The sequence below is a fragment of the Microbulbifer sp. S227A genome, assembly GCF_049800935.1.
The window spans coordinates 241,015-262,321 of the sequence record NZ_JBNAFZ010000002.1 but is presented as its reverse complement, the minus strand read 5'-3'; the positions used below and the strand labels follow the sequence as shown (position 1 = coordinate 262,321).

Below are 21,307 nucleotides of genomic sequence, written 5' to 3'. Positions count from 1 at the left end.
TGGGGGGCGCATTCGCGGTTTCAAGACCTTCAGTTGCGGATAAATTTCGCACCGGTCGATTGGTTCCGGTCGCCGACCGACAGTCGGCGGATGCGGTCAGGCTGGGCGCGCGGGGCATTGCGCAGCTGTGCTTTGAGCCGGTCGACGATGGTGGCCAGGCTTGGCCCCACGGCGACCTTGCGGCCTTCGAGCGTGGCGCCGCCCGAAATCACCGAGACAATGCGCCCGCGCGATCCGACCTTGGCGAAAACCGGTGCCCCAGACGACCCAAAGGTCACATCACAATCAAACGCCATCAGGTCATCGGCATCTGCCACGATGTTGCAGCGACGTTGTCGGGACAGGGCCTGCGAGCGACCCTGGCCATACGAGGTGACGCTGACGGTGGTGCCGACACCCTGGCCCGAATGCAGCACGAACGGATCCGCATCGCTGCTGACGATGGGATCCTGCAGCTCCAGCAGGGCAATGTCGTTGCGGACCCGGTCGAGCCATTGGGTCATCGCGGGATCATAGCCCCGGGGCACGGCAATGCGCGCGACCCCGCGTTCGGCGATGGCCACCCCGTCGCGCAGGCCGGCGCGAAAGGTCAGGGTATCGGTAGCGTGCATCTGCTTGCTCTTCGCGTCAAAGACGCAATGCGCCGCCGTCAGCACAAGGGTCGGAGCAATCAGCGTGCCAGTGCAATAGCCCCGACCGCTGATGTCGAGCCGGCCAACAGCCTCCCATCCCAAAAGATCGTCGCGGTCGTTCAGCCGTGCCAGCCCGGTTGACTGCGCGGCGATTAGCGAGGGCAGGAGCATCAGCACAAGGACCGCCAGAAACCGGTATCCGCGCGCCGTGGTCATGGGCTGATGAACTTGGCACCGATGTCGCGCCGTGCGCCGCCAACCGTGATGCGTTTGGTTCTGGGGGCGTTGGGCACGGCAAAGCCGTGGCCGCTCTCAAGTTGCGATTTCAGATGCGCCAGCGGTTCGGCGAGATCGGTGCCAAGCGCCACCCGCTGTCCCTTGACCTCGGCCTTGGCGGACACCACCGAAACGATGCGCGGGCGGCCATCGGAAATGGCAAAGATCGGCGCGCCGGACGAGCCATGATCGACATCGCAGGACATGATCAACATACCCTCCTGACGGGCCATCACCTTGCAGACCTGTTGCAGCGACGGGGCATTGGCCCGGTCGCGGGCATAGGACACCACGCCAACCTCGTCACCGCGGCGGGGGTGTTCGGTGGTGTCAAAGGGCACGACGGTGGTGTTGCGGATCGGTTGATGCAGCTCCAGCAGGGCCAGGTCATTGCGCACCCGCGACGAGGTCACGTCCTGATCATAGACATAGTCGGGATGGACCACCGCGCGTCGCACCTGCCGATAGGCCGAGGCGCGCCCGTTGCGCCATCCGGCGAGAAACTCGAAAGAGCCGGGATCGATCCGGGTCTTGGTCGGCTTGTCGAACAGGCAATGCGCCGCCGTCAGCACGAGGTCGGGCGCGATCAACGCCCCGGTGCAGAACCCCGCGCCGTTGATGTCGAGCCGACCGACCGCATCCCATTGGCGACCCGATTCCGAAGTTTCCAGACGTTCGAGCACGCTATCCTGTGCCGCCCCCGCGAGCGGGAGCAACAGCAGCATGAGGCAGAGAAACCAGTGACGCAAGCAACCACTCCCACGAGGTATCCAGACAAGGGATATTCCAGTGTTGCGGCGAAACTGGGGCGTTCGCAAGCCTTACCTGAGGATCGGCACCGCCGCCTCGCCGCGGGGCTGCGCCGTCAGGGCGGGGGGGCGTGGTCCGCCGGTCGCCCAATCCAGCAGCTCGACCGTGTGCACGATGGGCACATCTGTGCCCGAGCCAAGCTGCATCATGCAACCGATATTGCCGGCGGCGATGATGTCGGGCGATTTCGCATTGAGCGTCCGCAGCTTGCGGGCCTTGAGCTTGGCCGAGATCTCGGGCTGCATCAGGTTGTAGGTGCCCGCCGATCCACAACACAGATGGCTGTCGGCGGGTTCGACCACGGTAAAGCCCGCACGTTTCAGCAGAGTCTTGGGGTGGGTCTTGATCTGTTGTCCGTGTTGCAGGGAACAGGCGGCGTGATAGGCGACCACCATGTCCTTGGGGCCGGACTCGGGCAATTCCAGCCGGATGAGAACCTCGCTCACATCCATCGCGATGGCCGACACGCGGGCGGCATCGGCGGCAAGTGGATCATTGCGGAACATATGGCCGTAATCCTTGACCGTGGTGCCGCATCCCGAGGTGTTGATCACGATGGCATCCAGCCCGTCGCCATCCATCTCGGCCACCCAGGCGCGGATGTTTCGGGCGGCGGCGTCGTGGCTTTCACCGGTCTTGCCCATGTGATGGGTCAACGCCCCGCAGCACCCGGCACCGCGGGCCACGACCACTTCGCAGCCAAAGCGGCGCAGGATGCGGATGGTGGCGTCGTTGATGTCGGTATTCAGCGCCTTTTGCGCGCATCCGGTCATCAGCGCCACGCGCATGCGTCGGGGGGCGGTAGGCGCGAAACTCTGGGGATCGTCATTGCGGCTGACCGGGGGGATGGTCTTGGGGGCCATGGCGATCATCGCGCGCAGCCGTGCATCGGGCATCAACCGCGCAAAGGGCCGCCCGATCTTTGCCCCAAGCAGCGCCAGCCGAAACCGGGTGGGATAGGGCAGGATGCGCGCCAGTATCCAGCGCAGCGCGCGGTCGCTGAACGGACGTTTGTAACGTTCCTCGATATAGGCGCGGGCGTGGTCCACGAGATGCATATAGTGCACTCCCGAGGGGCAGGTGGTCATGCAGGCCAGGCAGCTCAGGCAGCGGTCGATATGCAGGACCGTGCGTTCATCCGGCACGCGTTCGTTTTCCAGCATGTCCTTGATCTGGTAAATCCGGCCACGCGGGCTGTCGAGTTCGTCGCCGAGCACCTGGTAGGTCGGACAGGTCGCGGTGCAAAAGCCGCAATGCACACAGGACCGCAGGATCTCGTTGCTGCGCTGGATCGCCGGATCGTCGAGCTGGGCGGAGGTGAAGCTTGTCTGCATGGCTCAGGTTCTCCCCATCAGGCCCGGATTGAAGATACCGCGCGGATCAAACCGAGCGCGCAACCCGGCGCTGATTGCCGCGAGCGGGGCGGGTTCCGGCTGAAACATGCCCAGCGTTGCGCGGGTCTCTGCATCGGAGCGGACCAGCGTGGCATGGCCGCCAAACCCTCCGGCGCGCCCGCGCAGGTCGGTTCCCGAAGGGACACGCGCCCAGATCAGACCGCCGCCCCAATCCAGCAACAGCCCATCGGCATCCAGCCTGTCGCATATCCCCGGCGCATCCGAGGGTTTGACCGAGAGCCGCCAGACATCGCCGGGCGTGCCTGCAAACGGTTCGACATCGCGAATGCGGTTCCACTGGGTCGCCGAGGTCTGGGCATCTTCGGTGGTTGTGACCGTGCCGTGGCTGTTCAGCAGGGCATTCAGACGGCCAAGACGATAGGCGACCGAGTCGGCAAACCCCTCGATGCGGATGAAAACGGTGTCTTCGGACGGATCATAGGCCGCGCCGGACACTTCGTAGGGCGAGCCAAGGGCCGCGGACATGGCGCGGATCGCCCCGGTCAGGCCGGTGCCCGATACCTCAAGCGTTGCTTGCGTTTGCGCGCGCGGCAGCACCTTGAGCGACACCTGTGTCAGCACGCCAAGCGTTCCCCAGCTGCCCGCCATCAGCTTGACAAGATCATAGCCGGTCACATTCTTCATCACGCGGCCGCCATTCTTGATGACCGTCCCGGTGCCGTCGACATAGCGTACTCCCAACAGAAAGTCGCGGCATGCGCCTGCCTGTATGCGGCGTGGCCCCGAGATGTTGCCGGCGACAACCCCGCCGATTGTCGGCTCGCCCGTTGTGCCGAGCAGCCGGCGGTGATCCATCGGTTCGAACGCCAGCCGCTGGTTCTCGGTGGCAAGCAGGCGATCCAGATCGGCAACCGGCGTGCCCGCCGCCGCCACCAGCGTCAGCGCGCCCGGTTCGTAGAGATCAACCCCGGTGAGGCCCGAGATTGCGAGCAAGTTTCCCGCAGGGTCTATTCCGCGCGTGCCGCCGCCCCGAATGGCCAGCGGTTCGCGCGCGCCGGCAATCATCCCGGCCAGATCGGCCTCGTTTTCTATGGGTGTCATGGTGGTTCTGTCCTGGTCGTTTCGACGGGGAATGTGATGATGGCGCCCGCTCAGGCGGCGGCTGCGGCGGTGCGGCGGGCCTCGGATTCCGACAGCGGAAACACCTTGGCGGGATTGAGCAGCCAGGCCGGGTCAAACACATCCTTGACCGCCATCTGCGCCTCGAGATCCTCGGGGCTGTACTGGTGCAACATCAGGTCGCGCTTTTCGATGCCCACCCCGTGCTCTCCGGTCAGGCAGCCACCCACGTCGACGCAGAGCTTGAGAATTTCCGCGCCAAGCGTCTCGCAGCGTTCCAGATCGCCGGGCTTGTTGGCGTCAAACAGGATCAACGGATGCATGTTGCCGTCACCGGCATGAAACACGTTTCCGACCTCAAGGCCGATGTCGCGGGCCAGCTCGCCGATCCGGCGCAGCACCTCGGGCAGGGCGGATACCGGGATGGTTCCGTCCAGGCACATGTAATCGTTGATCTGTCCGATCGCGCCAAAGGCGCTCTTGCGGCCCAACCAGATGCGCGCGCTTTCCTCGGGTGATGTGCTCTCGCGCAGTTCGACCGGGTTGTGGCGCCTGGCGATCTCGACGATCCGGGCCAGCTGTGCGTCGATCTCGGCCTCCGAGCCTTCGACCTCGACGATCAACAGCGCCTCGCAATCGGGATAGCCGGCATTGGCAAAGGCGTCGCTGGTGCGGATGCACAACCGGTCCATGAATTCGATGGCCACGGGCAGAACGCCCGCCTTGATGATGTCGCTCACGCAGGCCCCGGCGACCTCGTTGTCGTCAAACCCCATCAGGACGGGCCGCGCGCCTTCGGGCTTGCGCAGGATGCGCAGCGTTGCCTCGGTGACGACGCCAAGCTGACCTTCGGAACCGCAGATCAGCCCCAACAGGTCAAGCCCCCCCGCATCCAGATGCCCGCCGCCGATTTCCACCACGGTGCCATCCATCATCACCATGGTCACGCCCAGAAGATTGTTGGTGGTGACGCCGTATTTCAGACAATGCGCGCCACCCGAATTCATCGCGATATTGCCCGAAATCGCGCAGGCCAGCTGGCTTGACGGGTCAGGGGCGTAAAAGAAATCCTGCTCTTCCACCGCGCCGGTGACCGACAGGTTGGTGCGCCCGGACTGCACGCGGATGATGCGGTTGTCATAGTCGGTTTCCAGAACCTCGTTCATGCGGGCCACGCCCAGGATGACGCTGTCCGCGGTCGGCAGCGATCCACCCGCCAGAGACGTGCCGGCTCCCCTTGGGACCACCGGCACACCCTCTTCGTGGCAAATGCGCAGGATGTCCGACACCTCGCGCGTGGTGGCAGGCAGAACCGCCAGCATCGGCGGACAGCGATAGGCCGTCAGCGCGTCACATTCATAGGCGCGGGTCTCGGCCAGTTCATGGATCAGCGCATCGTCGGGCAGCACCCCGGACAGCCGTTCGATCAGACGGGATTTGCGGGCCAGAACGGCGGGATTGGGGGCGGGCATTTCCATGCGGTTCTCCATTTTGGTAAAGTTATATTACCAATTTTAGGAGCTGGCAAGTGATTTGGAAGCGCCCTAGTGTCGCGTCATGACCGCGATACAGACCTTCAACCTGTTCTCCCCGCTCGATCTGGCCGCGCTGTTCTGGCTGGTCCTGGCGATTTTGTGGATCGGTTGGCGCATCGAATCGCCGCCCAGGGGGCAGCCATCGGTGTCTATCCTGATGATGGGTTTCCGGCGGGAATGGATGCGCAACATGATCTCGCGCGAGCCACGGGTGTTTGACGCGCAACTGATCGGTAACCTGCGGCAGGGAACGGCGTTTTTCGCATCGGCATCGATGATTGCCATCGGTGGGACACTGGCCCTGATGGGCAATACGGAACAGCTTGCCGGTCTGGTCACGGACCTGACCCACGGCAATGCACCGGCAATCGTGTGGGAGGTCAAGGTGTTGCTGGTGGTGGCGCTGCTGGCCAACGCGTTTCTCAAATTCGTCTGGTCACATCGCCTGTTCGGCTATTGCGCGGTGCTGATGGCGTCGGTGCCCAACGATCCCGACGATCCCTGCACCTATCCGCGTGCGGAACAGGCCGCGGATGTCAACATCACTGCGGCGCGCAGTTATAACAGGGCGATGCGTTCGGTGTATTTCGCGCTGGCATCGGTGGCGTGGCTGCTGGGGCCGGTCGCATTGATGGTCGCAGTGGTTGTGACCACGGCGGTGCTTTACCGGCGTGAATTTGCGTCCGAATCCCGCGCATCCCTGTTGCGCGTCCCGTCGGAAGCAAGACCGCCAGCCACTTGACCCGCAGTAACGCGAAATACAGTCAGGCCTGAGCCTATTGGGGTTTTTGCCCTTTTGACAGGATCATGTCGGGCACCACCAGTGCCTCGATCAACTCCTTGCACAGGCCATTGCACTCGGTACAGCCGATGCAGGGACCGTTCAGCTTGGAAATCTCGTTGGTGAGTGCGGCGGTGCGCGGTGCTTCGGCAATTTGACGGCTAATGTACATAACAACTCCGATACTCGTGTGCTCGGGAAAATATCCCGGTTCTGAGGCGAAAATAAGTCCCTCGTGATTCCGAGCCTATCACGACATGCCAAATCGGCAAAAGTCTTAGATTCCTGACCTTCACATTCCACGTTTGGCCGGCCCTGCAACCGATCAGCCGGGAAGGAGGAACAATGTAATTGCCGGGAACATCACCAGGATCACCACGCGCACCAAATCCGAGCCGACAAAGAACAGCACCGCCTTGTAGGTGTCGACCATCGGCGTCTTGCGGTCCATCGCGTTGATGATGAACAGGTTCATGCCAACCGGCGGGGTGATCAGCCCGACCTCGACCACGATCAGCACGAGGATGCCGAACCAGATCGCCACATGTTCGGGGCTCATCCCGAAATCAAGGGCGCTGATCACCGGGAAAAAGATCGGGATGGTCAGCAGGATCATCGACAGGCTGTCCATCAGGCAGCCGAACAGCAGGTAGAATACGAGGATGAGCGACAGCACGACCCAGGGGCTCAGCCCCTGGCTCACGACATAGTTCGACAATTCCTGCGGCACCTGTGTCAGGGCCAGGAAGCCGTTGTAGAACCCTGCGCCCAGCACGATGAAGAACACCATCGCGGTGGACCGGGCCGTGACCAGAAAGCTCTCGAACAACGTGGAAAGGGTCAGCCCGCCATTCAGGAACGCGATCAGCCCGGTGCCGGCGGCCCCGACGGCGGCGCCTTCGGTGGGGGTGAACCAGCCCAGATAGATGCCGCCGACCACGAGCCCGAAGACCAGCAAGACGGGCCAGACCCGCAGCAGTGCCGCGAACCGTTCGGCATAGGGAACCGGGGGGCGCGTTCCGGCGGAATCCGGGTACAGACGCACATAGATCGAGATCGCGACCACATAGCCAAGCGCCGCGAGCAGGCCGGGAACAAAGGCCGCGAGGAACAGTTTGGCGATGTTCTGTTCCGTGAGAATGGCGTAGATCACCAACACCACCGAAGGCGGGATCAGGATGCCCAGGGTTCCGCCCGCCGCCAGCGTGGCGGTCGAAAACCCACCTGCATAGCCATATTGGCGCAGCTCGGGCAGGGCGACGCGCCCCATCGTGGCCGCGGTTGCCAGCGAGCTGCCACAGATCGCGCCAAAGCCCGCACAGGCCCCGATCGCGGCCATGGCCACACCGCCCTTGCGGTGGCCCAGAAACCCTTCGGCGGCGCGGAACAGCGCAGATGACATGCCGCCCAGCGTCGCGAAATGCCCCATCAGGAGGAACATCGGCACGATGCTCAGCGAATAGCTGGAGAAGGTCGTGTAGGTTTCGTTCTTGAGGCGCGAGAAGGGCACGTTGGTGCCGTCGGTCACGATCACCAGCCCGACCAGCCCGACAACAAACATGGCGAGACCGATCGGCACCCGCAGAAAGATCAGGACCATGAGCGCCGGGAAGGACGCGATGCCGATTTCAAGCGCGCTCATGCCTCGGCCTCCATGCCTTCGGTGATGATTGTCCGGCCGGTGGCGAATTCATAGACCCGGATCGCGGCGACATAGATACCGACAATCGCCGAGATCACGGCCCCGAACAGGCTGGCGGCATAGGCCCACCAGATCGGGAATTGCAGCAGGAAGCTGGTTTCGCCATAGCGCATCTTGCTGGCCATTCCGTCATACAGCTTGACCGCGATCAGGATCAGAACCGCCGCGAACACGGCCTCGGTGAGCATGCGCAGAAAGCGATTGACGCCGACCGAGAGCTTACTGGTGAAGATATCGACCGACGCGTGCCCCGCCGTGATCTGGCACAGGGGGATGAAAGCAAAGATGGCAAAGGCAACACCGGATTCGACCAGTTCGAAATCGCCATTGACCGGGCCGACACCGATCTCGATCATCCAGTTCGAAAAGCCGGGCAATAGGTTCTGCATGAAATCCTTGTGAAACAGGCCGTTCAGCAGACGCCCCGCGATCGACACACAGGTCAGCAGGATGAGGGCGCTCAGGGCAATGCCGCCCAGAACCGCCATGAAACGGGCCAGGCCCATCATCAACTTGTGCATAGTCCCACCCTGTTCGTCGCGGGGTAAATCGGGCCGCCGCATGGTGTACGCGGCGACCCGATCCGGCGATTGCCGGTTTATTCGGTGTATTGCTCGATCAGCGAGCGGGCCTCATCGATCAGCGCCTGACCGTCGATCCCCTTGCCATCCATGTCCGCGACCCATTCATCATAGATCGGCTGGCTGGCGTCCTTCCAGATTGCGGTCTGTTCGGCATCCAGCGTGATGATGTTGTTGCCCATGTCGACGGCGATCTGGCGCGCGGGACCATCCGAGTCGGCCTGGGTGCCGCCGGCAAAGACCGAAAATTCCAGGCCCGAATTATCGTCGATCACCTTTTTCAGATCATCCGGCAGGCTCTCGTATTTATCCTTGTTCATGGCGAGCACAAAGGTCAGCACATAGAGCGCGTTGCCGGTGAACTCGGTGTGGTTCTTGACCAGTTCGGGCACCTTCAGCGCGGGGGTCACTTCCCACGGGATCGTTGTGCCGTCGATCACGCCCTTGGACAGACCCTCGGGGATTGCCGGAACGGGCATGCCGACCGGGGTTGCACCCAGCTCGGACAAGAGCGAGTTGACCGACCGCGACCCTCCCCGGATTTTCATGCCGCGCAGGTCTTCGGGCGTGGCGACAGGGTCCTTGGTGTGGAACATGCCGGGGCCGTGCACCCATGCGCCAAGAATGTGCACGTCCTGAAAATCGGTGTCTTTCCAGTGTTTTTCGAACATTTCCCAAAAGGCACGGCTGGCGGCGCGGGCATTGGTCATCATGAACGGCAGTTCAAACACCTCGGTGCCGGGGAAGCGACCCGGCGTATAGCCCACCACGGTCCAGACGATGTCGGCGACCCCGTCAACGGCCTGGTCCATCAATTCGGGCGGCCGGCCGCCCAGCTGCATCGACGGGTAGCGGTCGATCTTGATGCGCCCGTCCGACTCCGCCTCGATCTTGTCGGCCCAGACATCCAGGATCAGCTTGGGCACATTGGCCTGCGCCGGCAGGAACTGGTGCAGTTTCAACGTGACATCCTGTGCCGTGGCGGATGTCGCGGCGATTGCGGTCGACATGGCGGTCACGGCCGCCGCACCCACCACATTCAGCAGATTTCTCCGACTGATCATAAACTCTCTCCCTGAATTATTCGTACACCGGTTGTAGGACGATTTGCCGAGGAACGGCAATAACGACACCATCGGACATTTCCGCCAATCCGTCATTCCCGGGTCATGTTGGCGGCAGGTACGCGGGCAAATCCCCTGATTGCCGGGCATTGTTGCGCCGCCTGAAACACCGGTCTTGCCGGTCGTGGGCGAGGCGCCCTATGCCGCCTGCGTCAGGGTCAGCTTGATCGGATCGAGCCCGTCGATTCCGCCTTCGATGACATCCCCGGCCGCGACCGGACCAACGCCCGCTGGCGTTCCGGTCAGGATCAGGTCGCCGGGGCGCAGGTGGTAGAACCCTGACAGGTGGGCGATGATCTCGTCCAGTTTCCAGATCAGTTCCGAAAGCCTGCCGTCCTGCCGGATGTCGCCATTGACCGAAAGGTGAATGCGCTGATCTTCGATCGCGGCCATGTCGGCGGCCTTGGTCATCGGGGCGAATACGGCGGAGTTCTCGACATCCTTGCCCAGCGACCACGGGCGCTGTTTGGCGCGTTCGCTCAGTTGCAGGTCGCGCCGCGTCATGTCGAGCGCGCAGCAATACCCATAGATCGCACCGCGTGCCTGTTCCGGGGTGGCCATGAACACCGGCGTGCCGATGGCCAGTGCCAGCTCCATCTCGTGGTGATAATTGCCGGTTCCCGCAGGATAGGGCACGCTGGCTCCGCTGAGTACCGCAGAGGCGGGCGACTTGGTGAAATAGAACGGCTTTTCGCGATCCACCTCGACCCCCATCTCGGCGGCGTGGGCGGCATAGTTGCGCCCGACACAGAATATCCGCCCGATGGGATAGGTCGCGGTTTCGCCGCGCACCGGGATGCCGGGTATCGGGGGCAGGGAAAAGAGAGGGGCGCTCATCCGGTCATGTCCTCATGGCAGGTGCGATTTGCGTGGTCCCGTCATGAAACAGGCACAGAGGACGATTGCAAGGGGCCCCGCCATAACGGACGAGGCCCACAAGGCCGCACAATCGGCCCGGTGCTATTCCGCCGCCGTGCTATGGGAAGCGGGGATGGCGCTGACGCGGCAGGCCGAGAACTTGAACTCGGGGATCTTGCCATAGGGATCAAGCTTTGGATTGGTCAGGATATTGGCGGCCGCCTCGACATAGGCAAAGGGCAGGAACACCATGTCCGTGGCAACCGCACGATCGGCGCGGGCCATGATCTCGATCCGGCCGCGACGGGTTTCCAGGCTGATCATCCCGCCCGGCTCCACGCCCAGCTTGCGCAGGGTTTGCGGGTGCAGCGACGCATTGGCCTCGGGTTCCGCCCAGTCCAGCACGCTGGCGCGCCGGGTCATCGAGCCGGTGTGCCAATGCTCAAGCTGCCGTCCCGTGGTCAGGATCATCGGGTAATCCGCGTCCGGGGTTTCCGCGGGCGCGATCACGCTGGCCGGGGTGAACCGGGCCCGCCCGTCCGCGCGCGGGAAGCCGTCGGCAAAGACGATGGGCTGGCCGGGATCGTCCGGCGTGAGGCTCGGATAGGTGACGGCGGTTTTCTCCAGCCGCTCCCACGTGATGTTGTCGAGGCTGGGCATGTTCAGCGACATTTCCGCGAAAACCTCGCGCGGGTGGGTATAGGACCAGTTCAGCCCCAGCCGTTGCGCCAGCTGCACGGTAATCCACCAGTCCTCTTTCGCGGAACCGGGCGGCGGAACGGCGGGGCGGCCCATCTGGACCTGCCGGTTGGTGTTGGTCACGGTGCCGGTTTTCTCGGGCCAGGCCGAAGAGGGCAGGATCACATCGGCATAGTTCGCGGTCTCGGTCAGGAAGATGTCCTGCACCACGAGGTGATCGAGCTTGGCCAATGCGGCGCGCGCGTGCTCTGCGTCGGGGTCGGACATGGCCGGGTTTTCACCCAGGATATACATGCCCCTGATCTCGTCCGCATGGATCGCGTCCATTATTTCGACCACCGTCAGGCCTTTCTTGTTGGAGAAATCCTCCGAACCCCAGACCTCGGTAAAGGCGGATCGCACCCCGTCATTCTCGACCGATTGGTAATCGGGCAGGAACATCGGAATCAACCCGGCGTCGCTGGCCCCCTGAACGTTGTTCTGGCCACGCAGCGGATGCAACCCGGCACCGGGGCGACCGACCTGTCCCGTCATCAGCGCCAGCGAAATCAGGCAGCGGGAATTGTCGGTGCCGTGGATGTGTTGGGACACGCCCATGCCCCAGAAGATCATCGCCGATTTCGCGCCGGCAAAGGTGCGCGCCACATCGCGCAGCACGTCGGGTTCGATTCCGCAGAGCGGTGCCATCTTTTCCGGGGTGAAATCGGCAAGATGATCTTTCATCGCGTCCCAGTTCTCGGTGAAACCGGCGATGTACTGCTCGTCATAAAGTCGTTCCTGCACGATCACGTTCATGATCGCGTTCAGCATGGCAACATCGGTTCCAGGCCGGAATTGCAGCATATGCGAGGCAAACCGCTTGAGCCCGACACCGCGCGGGTCCATCACGATGAGCTTGCCGCCGCGCTTGGCGAATTGTTTGAAATAGGTCGCGGCAACCGGGTGGTTTTCCAGCGGGTTGCAGCCGATCATGATCGCGACATCGGCGTTTTCGATTTCGTTGAACGTCGCGGTCACGGCCCCCGAGCCCACGTTTTCCAGCAATGCGGCAACCGAACTGGCGTGGCACAGGCGGGTGCAATGATCGACGTTGTTATGGCCAAAGCCCTGCCGGATCAGTTTCTGGAAGAGATAGGCCTCTTCGTTGGAGCATTTTGCGCTGCCAAAACCGGCGATTTCGGTGCCGCGCCCCCTGAGCCCGTTCGCCGCGAAATCCAGCGCCTCTTCCCAGGTCGCCTCGCGGAAATGGGTCAGCGGGTTGGCCGGGTCGACGTTCAGCCCCTTGGCCGGGGCATCCTCGCGCCGGATCAATGGTTTGGTCAGCCGGTGCGGGTGGTGGATATAGTCGAACCCGAACCGGCCCTTGACACAGAGGCGGTTTTCGTTGGCGGGGCCTTCGACCCCGTCGACCCAGGCGATCTTGTCATCGCGCACCTTGAAGGACAACTGGCACCCAACCCCGCAGAACGGGCAGACGCTTTCGACCTCGCGGTCGATTTCGGCGCTGCTGCCGTGACCGTTCACGTCGAGAACCGCCGCCGGCATCAGCGCGCCGGTCGGGCAGGCCTGTACACATTCACCGCAGGCGACACAGGTCGAGGCCCCCATCGGATCACCGAAATCAAACACCGGATAGGCATCATGCCCGCGCCCGGCCATGCCGATCACGTCATTGACCTGCACTTCGCGGCAGGCGCGCACGCAAAGTCCGCATTGGATACAGGCATCCAGGTTGACGTTCATCGCCACGTGGCTGTTGTCGAGCAGCGGCACGCGGCTCTCTTCCAGCCTGGGAAAACGGCTTGCCGAAACCCCCTGCGCGGCCGCCATGTCCCACAGATGGCTGGCGCGGTCGTGGGCCTGATCCTGCTGGGGCTGATCGGTGACCAGCATCTCCATCACCAATTTGCGGGCCGAAGTCGCGCGGGCGCTGTTGGTGGTGACAACCATGCCCTCGGACGGTTCGCGGATGCAGGAGGCGGCCAGTGTGCGCTCGCCCTCGATCTCGACCATGCAGGCGCGGCAATTGCCGTCGGGGCGATAGCCGGTGGCCGGTTTGTGGCACAGGTGCGGGATTTGCAAACCACGGCCATTGGCCACTTCCCAGATGCTCATGCCCGGTTCGGCACTAACCTCTTTGCCGTCCAGCGTAAAGGTGATCGTATCGGCCATGATTATACCTCGTCCGCAAAATGTTTCATCGTGAGCAGGATCGGGTTGGGGGCCGCCTGTCCAAGTCCGCAGATGCTGGCATCGACCATCACCTTGCACAGTTCCTCGAGCAGCGGTTGGTCCCAGCTGTCAGCCTGCATCAGCTTGACCGCCTTTTCACAGCCGACCCGGCAGGGCGTACATTGCCCACAACTTTCGTCTTCGAAGAATTTCAGCATGTTCAGCGCCGCATCCCGCGCCCGGTCCTGGTCGGACAGGATCACGATCGCGGCAGAGCCGATAAAGCTGCCATGCGGTTGCAGCGTGTCGAAATCCATCGGGATGTCATCCATATGCGCGGGCAGCAGCCCGGCGGATGGCCCGCCCGGCTGATAGGCCTTGAACACATGGCCTTCGAGCATGCCGCCACAGGCGTCGATGATGTCGGCAATGGTCGATCCGGCAGGCAACAGGTGAACGCCCGGATTGCGCACGCGGCCCGACACCGAATAGCTGCGCAACCCCTTGCGACCGTTCCGCTCGGTGCCGTTCAAGACTTCCGGGCCTTCACGGCAGACCCGGGCCACCCAGTAGAGCGTTTCGATATTATGCACGAGGGTCGGGCGATCAAAGATGCCCACCTGCGCCACATAGGGCGGGCGATGGCGTGGCATGCCGCGTTTGCCTTCGATACTCTCGATCATGGCGCTTTCTTCGCCACAGATATAGGCCCCGGCCCCGCGCCGCAGATCGATATACCCCGCCGGCACCAGCCCGGCGGCCTCCAGCGCGGCGATCTCGCGGCGCAGGATTTCCAGCACCGCCGGGTATTCGTCGCGCATGTAGATGAAACAGGTTTCGGCTTCGACCGCCCAGGCGGCGATCAGCATCCCTTCGAGGAACAGATGGGGGGTGCGTTCCAGGTAATAGCGATCCTTGAAGGTTCCGGGTTCGCCTTCGTCACCATTCACCGCAAGATAGCGCGGCCCGGATTCGGCGCGCACGAACGACCATTTCCGCCCGGAGGGGAACCCCGCCCCGCCCAGTCCGCGCAGGCCCGAGGCCAGCAGCCTGTCCTGGACCTCGTCCGGCGTGGCGCTGCCATTGCGCAGCTCTGCAAGGGCGGCATAGCCCCCGGATTCGCGGTAGGTCTCGAATGTCTCGTAGTCGGGGAGATGGGCGTGGGTATCGTCGGCCTTGATCGCCGCCAGAACCTTTTCCGGGGTTGCGTGGTCGATGTGGTTGTGACCGATTTCCAGTACCGGAGCGGTATCGCACCGCCCCATGCAGGGCGCGCGCAGGACCCGCACATTGGCCGGATCAAGCCCGCTTTCCAGGGCGGTGCGCACTTGCTGCGCCCCGGCGAGCTCGCAGGACAGGCTGTCGCAAACCCGGATGGTCAGGTCGGGCGGCGGGGTTTCGCCCTCTTTGACCACGTCGAAATGCGCATAGAACGTGGCGACCTCGTAAATCTCGGCCTGCGACAGGCGCATCACTTCGGCCAGGGCGCGCAGATGGGCGGCAGAGAGATGGCCATACGCGTCCTGGATCAGGTGCAGATACTCGATCAGCATGTCGCGCCGCACCGGGCCGTCACCCAGCAAGCGGCGGACATCCGCAAGCGCGCCATCTTCATACTGGCGTCCCTTGGGGGTGCGGCGGCCCTTGCCCTTGCCGGATTTCCAGACGCCGGGTTTGGTGTTCATGATGGTCATTGGCGACTCCCTGATTTGGGTCTTGGTATCCCAAGTCGCCAATATTTGGTCAAATCGCGATTTTAGAACGCACCATCTGTTTTGGTTATAATGCCTTCTGCACCGCCCGCCGGAATGCCCGGATGATCGGTGTGTCCGGTTGCTGGTCCCGGATCGACAGGCCAATCGCCTGGGTGCGGAACGGCTCGACCAGGTCCAGTCGGGTGGCGGTGCGGGCAGAGAAATAGGTTTCCGCGACACCCTTGGGGGCGATGGTTGCGGCATTGCCGCTCACGACCTGCGCCAGCAGCGCGGTAAAGCCGTTGGCCTCCATGACGATGTTCGGCGTGGCCCCGATCCGCTGAAAAATCTCGTCGACAAATTGGCGGTTCCGCATGTCGGGGGTCAGCAGGCACAGGGGCAGGGCCGCCGCTTCGCTCCAGCGGGCCTGCCCTGCGGAGCGCGGAGCCATATGCGCCGGGGCGATCAGAACATAGCTTTCGTTGTAGAGCGTTTCGGTATGGTCGGGATCGGCCTCCTGCACATAGGTCAGCCCGGCGTCGAGCGTGTAGTCGTTGAGCCGCAACTCGATCTGGCGCGACGACAGCGATTGCAGCTCCAGCGACAGGTCGGGATGCGCCTTGCGCAGATGTGACGAGACGATGGCGGCAAAGGGCAAGGCCGTCGGGACGGTGCCCACCACCAGCTTGCCGCGCAGCGTGTTGCGCAGGGCGTCGATTTCCTGCCGCATCCCTTCCGCGTCGTTGAGCAGACGCCGCGCCCATTTCAGAACCACTTCGCCTTCGCGGGTAAAGCCGAGAAACTTGTTGCCCCGGCGCACGAGGGGAATGGCGAATTCATCCTCCATCTTGCGAATGCGGGCGGAAAACGCGGGCTGGGAAATTCCGCAATCCTCGGCGGCGTGGGAAAAGTGCTTGTGCCGGGCCAGCGAGACCAGGAGCTTGAGATCGCGTATTTCTGCCATAGCCTCTCCGCTGTTCCCGATACGCCGCGCCCAAGGCTAGGCAAGGTAGCAGGAATGCGCCAGACCTATTGTTTGCCGTCGCATCGTCATGGGAAGTAGCTTCGCACCAACGCGCTCGCGATCAGGCTCCAACCGTCGGCCACGACGAAAAACGCCAGCTTGAATGGCAATGACACGATGGCGGGCGGGACCATCATCATCCCCATCGACATCAGGATCGCCGCCACGACGAGGTCAATGATGAGGAATGGCAGGAACACCAGAAAGCCCACCTGAAAGGCGCGGGCGATTTCCGAGAGCAGAAAACTGGGCACCAGAACGGATAGCGGAGCGTCGGGCCCGGATTGGATCGACGCGGCATCGGGGCGCAACTCGGCCATCGCGACAAAGGTGTCGGGATCGACGCGGTCGGACATGAAGACCCGGAACGGTTCGAGGCTGCGCGAGAGCGCGGTTTCGACCTCAATCTGCTCTTCGATGAGCGGGCTGATGCCGGTTTCCCAGGCTTCGGTAAATACCGGCTCCATGACAAAATAGGTCAGAAACAGCGCCAGGCTGACGATCAGCATGTTCGGCGGCGATTGTTGCAGGCCGATCGCCTGACGCAGGATCGCAAGCACCGTCACGAGGAACGGAAAGCAGGTGATCATGATCGCCAGCCCCGGTGCTAGGCTGAGAACCGTGATCAGCAGGATCAACTGGATCGAACGCGCCGAGATCGACCCGCCATCGCCGAGCGACAAAGAAAGCTCCTGCGCCAGCGCCGGCTGGGGCAGGATCATGGCTGCCGCGACGATCAACAGCCAGATTGGCGCGCGTTTCATCCCAGGCCGCTCTGGAAATCGGCAATCTCGGTCAGGCGAACCGCAAGCTGCCCGGCATTGTCCCCACCCAGCTCTTCGAGCTGTCCACGGGCGACGAGGCGGTCGCCGACGAACAGCTCGACCGGGTCTTCGATCCGCTTGTCCAGCGTCAGAACCGCGTTTTCGCCAAGGCTCACCAGTTCCCGGATCAGCGGTCGTGCCTTGCCGACCGACACGGTGATTTCGATCGGAACAGAGACAAACGGATTGGCCTGTCCATTGGCTTGGGGGCGGGCATCGGAAGCGTTATCCATAAAGCGAATCCTCGGTGAGTGTGTGATAGAACGCATCGACCGACCCGGTCAGCGATGCCAGCAATTGCGCGGTGTCGATTTCCCGTTCGCTTTCGCCGATCCGCAGCTGGAACTGTCCCGGCGCGATCTCGGCGCTTTCGCGGATCGCGAGCTGCATCGGCAATTCCTTTTGCAGGATGGGCTTGAGCGCGGCACCGGTGCCCGTGGGCACAACCAGCACTACCGGCTGTTCCACCTGGTCGCGCGCCAGGGCAAGACATTGTTCGACAATCTGGCCGCCCACGCTTTCCCGCAAGGCTTCCGGGAGTACCTGTTGCAGCAATGCACGGAACACCGGTTCAACCGCCTTGGTCATCTGTGCCAGCGCTTCCTGATAGGTGAAGGAAAAATCCTCGAGATTCTGGGCAAGCGCGGCGAGCGCCCGGGTCTTGTCTTCGGATTGCACGCGCAGGGCGTCGTCCCATCCCGCCGTGTACCCCTGTTCAAACGAGGCGAGGCGGATGTCCTCGACAGCGCCATCGCTCATTTCGGTGGTCGCCTGCTCCGGGCGGTCGATAACGCTGAAATCTTCCAAGAGATGTGCGATTGCCATCATGCCTTCTCCTCGCTTTCCTCAAGCCAACTGCGCAGGATTTCGACGGTTTCTTCCTGACGTTCTCCGATCATCGATCGCAACCGTTCAACCGGGGAATCCTCGGCCCCGGCCAGCGCGGGCAGCGTACCGTCGGACTCGGGCTGATTCGCAGTCAGCGCCGCGGGCTGGAAACGGTCGCCGGGGCCGTCCGCGATCTCGCCGGTCAGGACAGGTCCCTGATCCTCTCCGCCGGTTGCGTCGGGCGCGGCGGGGGGGAGTGCCGCGAAATCGCCATCGCTCAGGCTCCGGGTGTTGCTCAGGATCGGGCGAACCACGAAGAGCCCGAGCACCAGTGCCACGAGGGCCAGCGCCGCCATCTGGATCAGCGACATGATATCGAGGTCCAGCCCCTGGAGCATGCCCCCGGCGGCCGCGGTCCCCATCGGTGCGGCGGCGGGTAGTTCCATCGAGCGCAGGGTGATCACGTCTCCACGCGATTCGTCATAGCCAACCGCCGAAGCCACGAGGTCATGCAGGGCGGTGAGTTCTTCCTCGGGGCGCGGGGCGAACGCGGTGTTGCCGGCCTCGTCGGTTACATCCAGCCCGTTGACCAGAACCGCGACCGTCAGACGGCGGATGTCGCCGGGACCGCGCAGAATCTCGTGTTCGGTTTCGGATACTTCGTAATTGATGCGCTCACGGGTTTCGCTGCCCTGTGCCTTGGAGCCTTCACCGGCGGCCCCGTCTCCGTCCGGAAGGTTCGACGCAACGGTGACATCGCCGCCCGCGGCGTTGGTCGACGAATCGGTGCGTTCCTCGGTGTCGGTGCTGATGGCGACGCGCCCTTCCGGGTCGAACCGGCGTTCCCGGATCGATTCGGTCTGTGTAACCGTGTCCACGCTGACCTCGACCACCGCGTTGCCGGCCCCGACACGCGCTTCGACCAACCGCAAAACCCTGTCGCGCAGCAGCAGGGCGCGATCATCTGCGGTATTGGCCGAAGCGGTTGTATCCGCAGAGCCGATCAGGGTTCCGTTGGAATCGATGATCGCGACATTTTCCACGGTGAGGCCGGCAACCGCCGAAGCCACCAGGAACCTGAGCGCATTCGCCTGGGCCGGGGTCACGGGTGAGCCCGCCGGAACGAGAGACACGGACGCGGTGGGATCGACGCTGCGCTGAAACGGCCCGGAACTGTTGTGTGCGATATGCACGCGGGCATGGGCCACATGCGGGCTGGCCACTATGGTACGGGCAAGCTCACCTTCCTTGGCGCGCCAGTAGGCGGCATCGAACATCTGTGATGTCGTGCCGAATCCGTTCAGCGAATCAAGCAATTCATAGCCGCGCCCGCCATTGGCCGGCAGACCTTCGCTGGCGAGGGTCATCCGCAACTCATCGCGATTCTCCGCAGGCACATAGATCGATCCGCCGCGCACTTCGTAAAGTGTCCCGCGTTGCTCCAGCGCGCGCACCACATCCCCAGCAGAGCCGTTCTCGAGCCCCGCATACAAGAGTTTCATGGAAGGTGCCGCCGCCATCCGCGACATTACCACCAGTGTCACGATCACCGCCGCAGTGGCGAGAATCACCACAATCTGCTTGCGTCTGTCGAGTTCGACCCAAATCGTCTTGATCTGCTGCACGATAATCCTCCGTGTCGCCGACGTTCTGCCAACGTTCTCTCCTGTTTGATCGATTGGCCTTAACAATCGGTTAGTTCCTGCACGGTTATGAAGACACCGTACGAAACGATAGGAATTGTCATGTCGGATGCCGTAGCAGAGGCACCGGAAGCTCCGGTCAAATCGAAGAAATTGCCGTTGATACTGGGTCTTGCGCTCGCGATCGCGGGGGCGGGCGGCGGATTCTATGCCAGTTCGTCGGGGCTGTTGTTCGGCAAGGGCGAATCGGAAGAGGCCCACGCGCCCGCAACCGAGCCCGCCGAACCCCTGCCCGACATCGCGTTCGTCGAAGTCGAGCCGATTACGATATCGCTCGCGGGAAACACATATGTGCGTCACCTGCGGTTTCGCAGCCAGTTGGAAGTCAACGGGGCCTATCGCGAAGATGTCGCGCTGCTGCTGCCCAGAATCATCGATGTTCTGAACAGCTATCTGCGCGCGCTGGATGTTGCGGAATTCGACCGGCCAGAGGCGCTGACCAAGCTGCGGGGCCAGATGTTACGGCGGGTGCAGGTCGTGGCGGGGCAGGGCCGTGTGCGTGACCTTCTGGTCATGGAATTTGTGCTGAACTAGGAGGCAAAGTTGGAACTGGTTGCAGATATCTTTCTGGTCGCGGGTGCATTGGGGGCTGGGCTCTACTGCTTTGTTCTCGCGCGCCGGTTGAACAGGTTCAATGATCTTGAAAAAGGCGTCGGTGGCGCGGTTGCGGTGCTGTCCGCCCAGGTCGATGATCTGAGTAAAACGCTTGCAAGCGCCCGTGCCGCGTCCGACGGCTCGAATGCGGCGCTGGACGATTTGACGGGGCGGGCCGAGGCGGTTGCCGCGCGCTTGGAACTCATGATGGCATCCATGCACGATCTTCCGGATGCGCCGCCGCCCGAGGCTCCGGCGAAACCTGAAAGCGTAGAAACCGCGCACCCGGCGGGGCCGATGTTCGTGCGGCACGATAGGGCGCAACAGGGGGCGCGACAATGAAAGTCACGGTAAAGCTGCCGCGTGTGCGCGGCGGGACGCTGGCGGTCATATCGGTCCTGCTGATTGGCTCGGCGCTGGTCCGGATTGGATTGCAGGCCGGTCCCGCGATTGCCCGCGAATCGCTCCCCGAACAGGATCAGGAAATGCCCGCGGACTCGGCGATCGCGCGAACGGTAGCCCCGACTTCGGCGGAACTGCAAACCCTGATCGACGCGCTTCGCGAACGCGAGCACGCCCTCGATACGCGAGAGGCGCAGATCCAGGACCGCATGAAGGCGCTGGAAATTGCCGAAGAGGCGATCGAGCGGCGATTGGAGGCGCTGATTGGTGCAGAGGAGCGGCTCTCGGCAACGCTTGCGCTCGCGGATGGCGCAACTGAAGAGGATCTGGGACGTTTGACCGACGTTTACCAGAAGATGAAACCGAAACAGGCGGCAGCCTTGTTCGAGACGATGGCACCCGAGTTCGCTGCCGGCTTCCTGGCCCGTATGCGGCCCGACGCCGCGGCAGAGGTGATGGCAGGCCTGAGCCCGATGGCAGCCTATTCGATCAGTGTGGTCCTCGCTGGGCGCAATGCCACGGTTCCCAAGGAATAAACACGGCCGGTGAACGTTTGTTAAGGCAGACGCGCCACACTGGCCAAAGTTCATGAAA

The 21,307-nt window shown here is 63.1% G+C and carries 21 protein-coding genes; 4 read left to right on the top strand and 17 right to left on the bottom strand.

The genetic code is table 11. The features are described from left to right. Window positions 1-29: 29 nt before the first annotated feature. The 5 genes from ACP15R_RS06100 to ACP15R_RS06080 all read right to left on the bottom strand — a co-directional run bounded on the left by ACP15R_RS06100 (window position 30) and on the right by ACP15R_RS06080 (window position 5,670). Window positions 30-848: a trypsin-like serine peptidase gene (locus ACP15R_RS06100; protein ID WP_424985506.1), complete on the bottom strand. Its 819-nt coding sequence runs from the start codon at window positions 846-848 to the stop codon at window positions 30-32. Then, a complete protein-coding gene (locus ACP15R_RS06095; RefSeq protein ID WP_424985505.1) occupies window positions 845-1,657 on the bottom strand; it encodes a trypsin-like serine peptidase in 813 nt (270 codons plus the stop codon). The genes ACP15R_RS06100 and ACP15R_RS06095 overlap by 4 nt, the downstream gene beginning before the upstream one ends. Before the next feature lie 72 nt (window positions 1,658-1,729). After that, window positions 1,730-3,052 carry a glycolate oxidase subunit GlcF gene (gene glcF / locus ACP15R_RS06090; RefSeq protein WP_424985504.1) on the bottom strand — a complete coding sequence of 441 codons (1,323 nt, stop codon included), beginning with the start codon at window positions 3,050-3,052 and terminating at the stop codon, window positions 1,730-1,732. Between the two features lie 3 nt (window positions 3,053-3,055). Continuing rightward, the gene (locus ACP15R_RS06085) at window positions 3,056-4,174 is read right to left on the bottom strand and encodes an FAD-binding protein (protein WP_424985503.1); all 1,119 of its coding nucleotides are present in this window, start codon (window positions 4,172-4,174) and stop codon (window positions 3,056-3,058) included. 50 nt (window positions 4,175-4,224) lie between these two features. Next, window positions 4,225-5,670: an FAD-linked oxidase C-terminal domain-containing protein gene (locus tag ACP15R_RS06080; protein ID WP_424985502.1), complete on the bottom strand. Its 1,446-nt coding sequence runs from the start codon at window positions 5,668-5,670 to the stop codon at window positions 4,225-4,227. Window positions 5,671-5,749: 79 nt separating this feature from the next. Here ACP15R_RS06080 and ACP15R_RS06075 point away from each other — a divergent pair, with 79 nt between their 5' ends. After that, window positions 5,750-6,469 (top strand): DUF599 domain-containing protein, encoded by a 720-nt coding sequence (locus ACP15R_RS06075; protein ID WP_424985501.1) that lies wholly within the window; start codon window positions 5,750-5,752, stop codon window positions 6,467-6,469. Window positions 6,470-6,503: 34 nt separating this feature from the next. Here the strand turns inward: ACP15R_RS06075 and ACP15R_RS06070 are convergent, their stop codons facing one another. The 12 genes from ACP15R_RS06070 to fliF form a co-directional block, all read right to left on the bottom strand. Then, window positions 6,504-6,680 carry a hypothetical protein gene (locus ACP15R_RS06070; RefSeq protein WP_424985500.1) on the bottom strand — a complete coding sequence of 59 codons (177 nt, stop codon included), beginning with the start codon at window positions 6,678-6,680 and terminating at the stop codon, window positions 6,504-6,506. Between the two features lie 153 nt (window positions 6,681-6,833). Next, on the bottom strand, window positions 6,834-8,150 hold the full coding sequence (locus ACP15R_RS06065; RefSeq protein ID WP_424985499.1) for a TRAP transporter large permease: 1,317 nt from the start codon (window positions 8,148-8,150) through the stop codon (window positions 6,834-6,836). Next, complete coding sequence (locus ACP15R_RS06060) at window positions 8,147-8,731, bottom strand: TRAP transporter small permease (RefSeq protein WP_424985498.1); 585 nt, start codon at window positions 8,729-8,731, stop codon at window positions 8,147-8,149. Before ACP15R_RS06060 ends, ACP15R_RS06065 begins: the two co-directional genes overlap by 4 nt. A 77-nt stretch (window positions 8,732-8,808) precedes the next feature. Next, window positions 8,809-9,855, bottom strand: a complete 1,047-nt coding sequence (locus ACP15R_RS06055; protein ID WP_424985497.1) for a TRAP transporter substrate-binding protein — start codon at window positions 9,853-9,855, stop codon at window positions 8,809-8,811. Between the two features lie 198 nt (window positions 9,856-10,053). Continuing rightward, window positions 10,054-10,752 (bottom strand): fumarylacetoacetate hydrolase family protein, encoded by a 699-nt coding sequence (locus ACP15R_RS06050; RefSeq protein WP_424985496.1) that lies wholly within the window; start codon window positions 10,750-10,752, stop codon window positions 10,054-10,056. 123 nt (window positions 10,753-10,875) lie between these two features. Next, entirely contained in the window at window positions 10,876-13,644 is a 2,769-nt protein-coding gene (gene fdhF, locus ACP15R_RS06045) for a formate dehydrogenase subunit alpha (RefSeq protein WP_424985495.1), read from the bottom strand. Window positions 13,645-13,646: 2 nt separating this feature from the next. Further along, complete coding sequence (locus tag ACP15R_RS06040) at window positions 13,647-15,338, bottom strand: NAD(P)H-dependent oxidoreductase subunit E (RefSeq protein WP_424985494.1); 1,692 nt, start codon at window positions 15,336-15,338, stop codon at window positions 13,647-13,649. An 85-nt stretch (window positions 15,339-15,423) separates the two neighbouring features. Then, on the bottom strand, window positions 15,424-16,302 hold the full coding sequence (locus ACP15R_RS06035; RefSeq protein ID WP_424985493.1) for a LysR family transcriptional regulator: 879 nt from the start codon (window positions 16,300-16,302) through the stop codon (window positions 15,424-15,426). Window positions 16,303-16,388: 86 nt separating this feature from the next. Further along, window positions 16,389-17,126 carry a flagellar type III secretion system pore protein FliP gene (fliP, locus tag ACP15R_RS06030; RefSeq protein WP_424985492.1) on the bottom strand — a complete coding sequence of 246 codons (738 nt, stop codon included), beginning with the start codon at window positions 17,124-17,126 and terminating at the stop codon, window positions 16,389-16,391. Continuing rightward, entirely contained in the window at window positions 17,123-17,419 is a 297-nt protein-coding gene (locus ACP15R_RS06025) for a FliM/FliN family flagellar motor switch protein (RefSeq protein ID WP_424985491.1), read from the bottom strand. Before ACP15R_RS06025 ends, fliP begins: the two co-directional genes overlap by 4 nt. Then, window positions 17,412-18,011 (bottom strand): hypothetical protein, encoded by a 600-nt coding sequence (locus ACP15R_RS06020; RefSeq protein ID WP_424985490.1) that lies wholly within the window; start codon window positions 18,009-18,011, stop codon window positions 17,412-17,414. The genes ACP15R_RS06025 and ACP15R_RS06020 overlap by 8 nt, the downstream gene beginning before the upstream one ends. Then, a complete protein-coding gene (fliF, locus tag ACP15R_RS06015; protein WP_424985489.1) occupies window positions 18,011-19,639 on the bottom strand; it encodes a flagellar basal-body MS-ring/collar protein FliF in 1,629 nt (542 codons plus the stop codon). Before fliF ends, ACP15R_RS06020 begins: the two co-directional genes overlap by 1 nt. 120 nt (window positions 19,640-19,759) lie before the next feature. Here fliF and ACP15R_RS06010 point away from each other — a divergent pair, with 120 nt between their 5' ends. The 3 genes from ACP15R_RS06010 to ACP15R_RS06000 are packed head-to-tail and all read left to right on the top strand — an operon-like array spanning window position 19,760 to window position 21,249. Beyond that, window positions 19,760-20,251 (top strand): flagellar basal body-associated FliL family protein, encoded by a 492-nt coding sequence (locus tag ACP15R_RS06010; protein WP_424985488.1) that lies wholly within the window; start codon window positions 19,760-19,762, stop codon window positions 20,249-20,251. A gap of 9 nt (window positions 20,252-20,260) precedes the next feature. Beyond that, window positions 20,261-20,653 carry a hypothetical protein gene (locus ACP15R_RS06005; protein ID WP_424985487.1) on the top strand — a complete coding sequence of 131 codons (393 nt, stop codon included), beginning with the start codon at window positions 20,261-20,263 and terminating at the stop codon, window positions 20,651-20,653. Beyond that, window positions 20,650-21,249 carry a MotE family protein gene (locus ACP15R_RS06000; RefSeq protein WP_424985486.1) on the top strand — a complete coding sequence of 200 codons (600 nt, stop codon included), beginning with the start codon at window positions 20,650-20,652 and terminating at the stop codon, window positions 21,247-21,249. The genes ACP15R_RS06005 and ACP15R_RS06000 overlap by 4 nt, the downstream gene beginning before the upstream one ends. Window positions 21,250-21,307 lie beyond the last annotated feature (58 nt).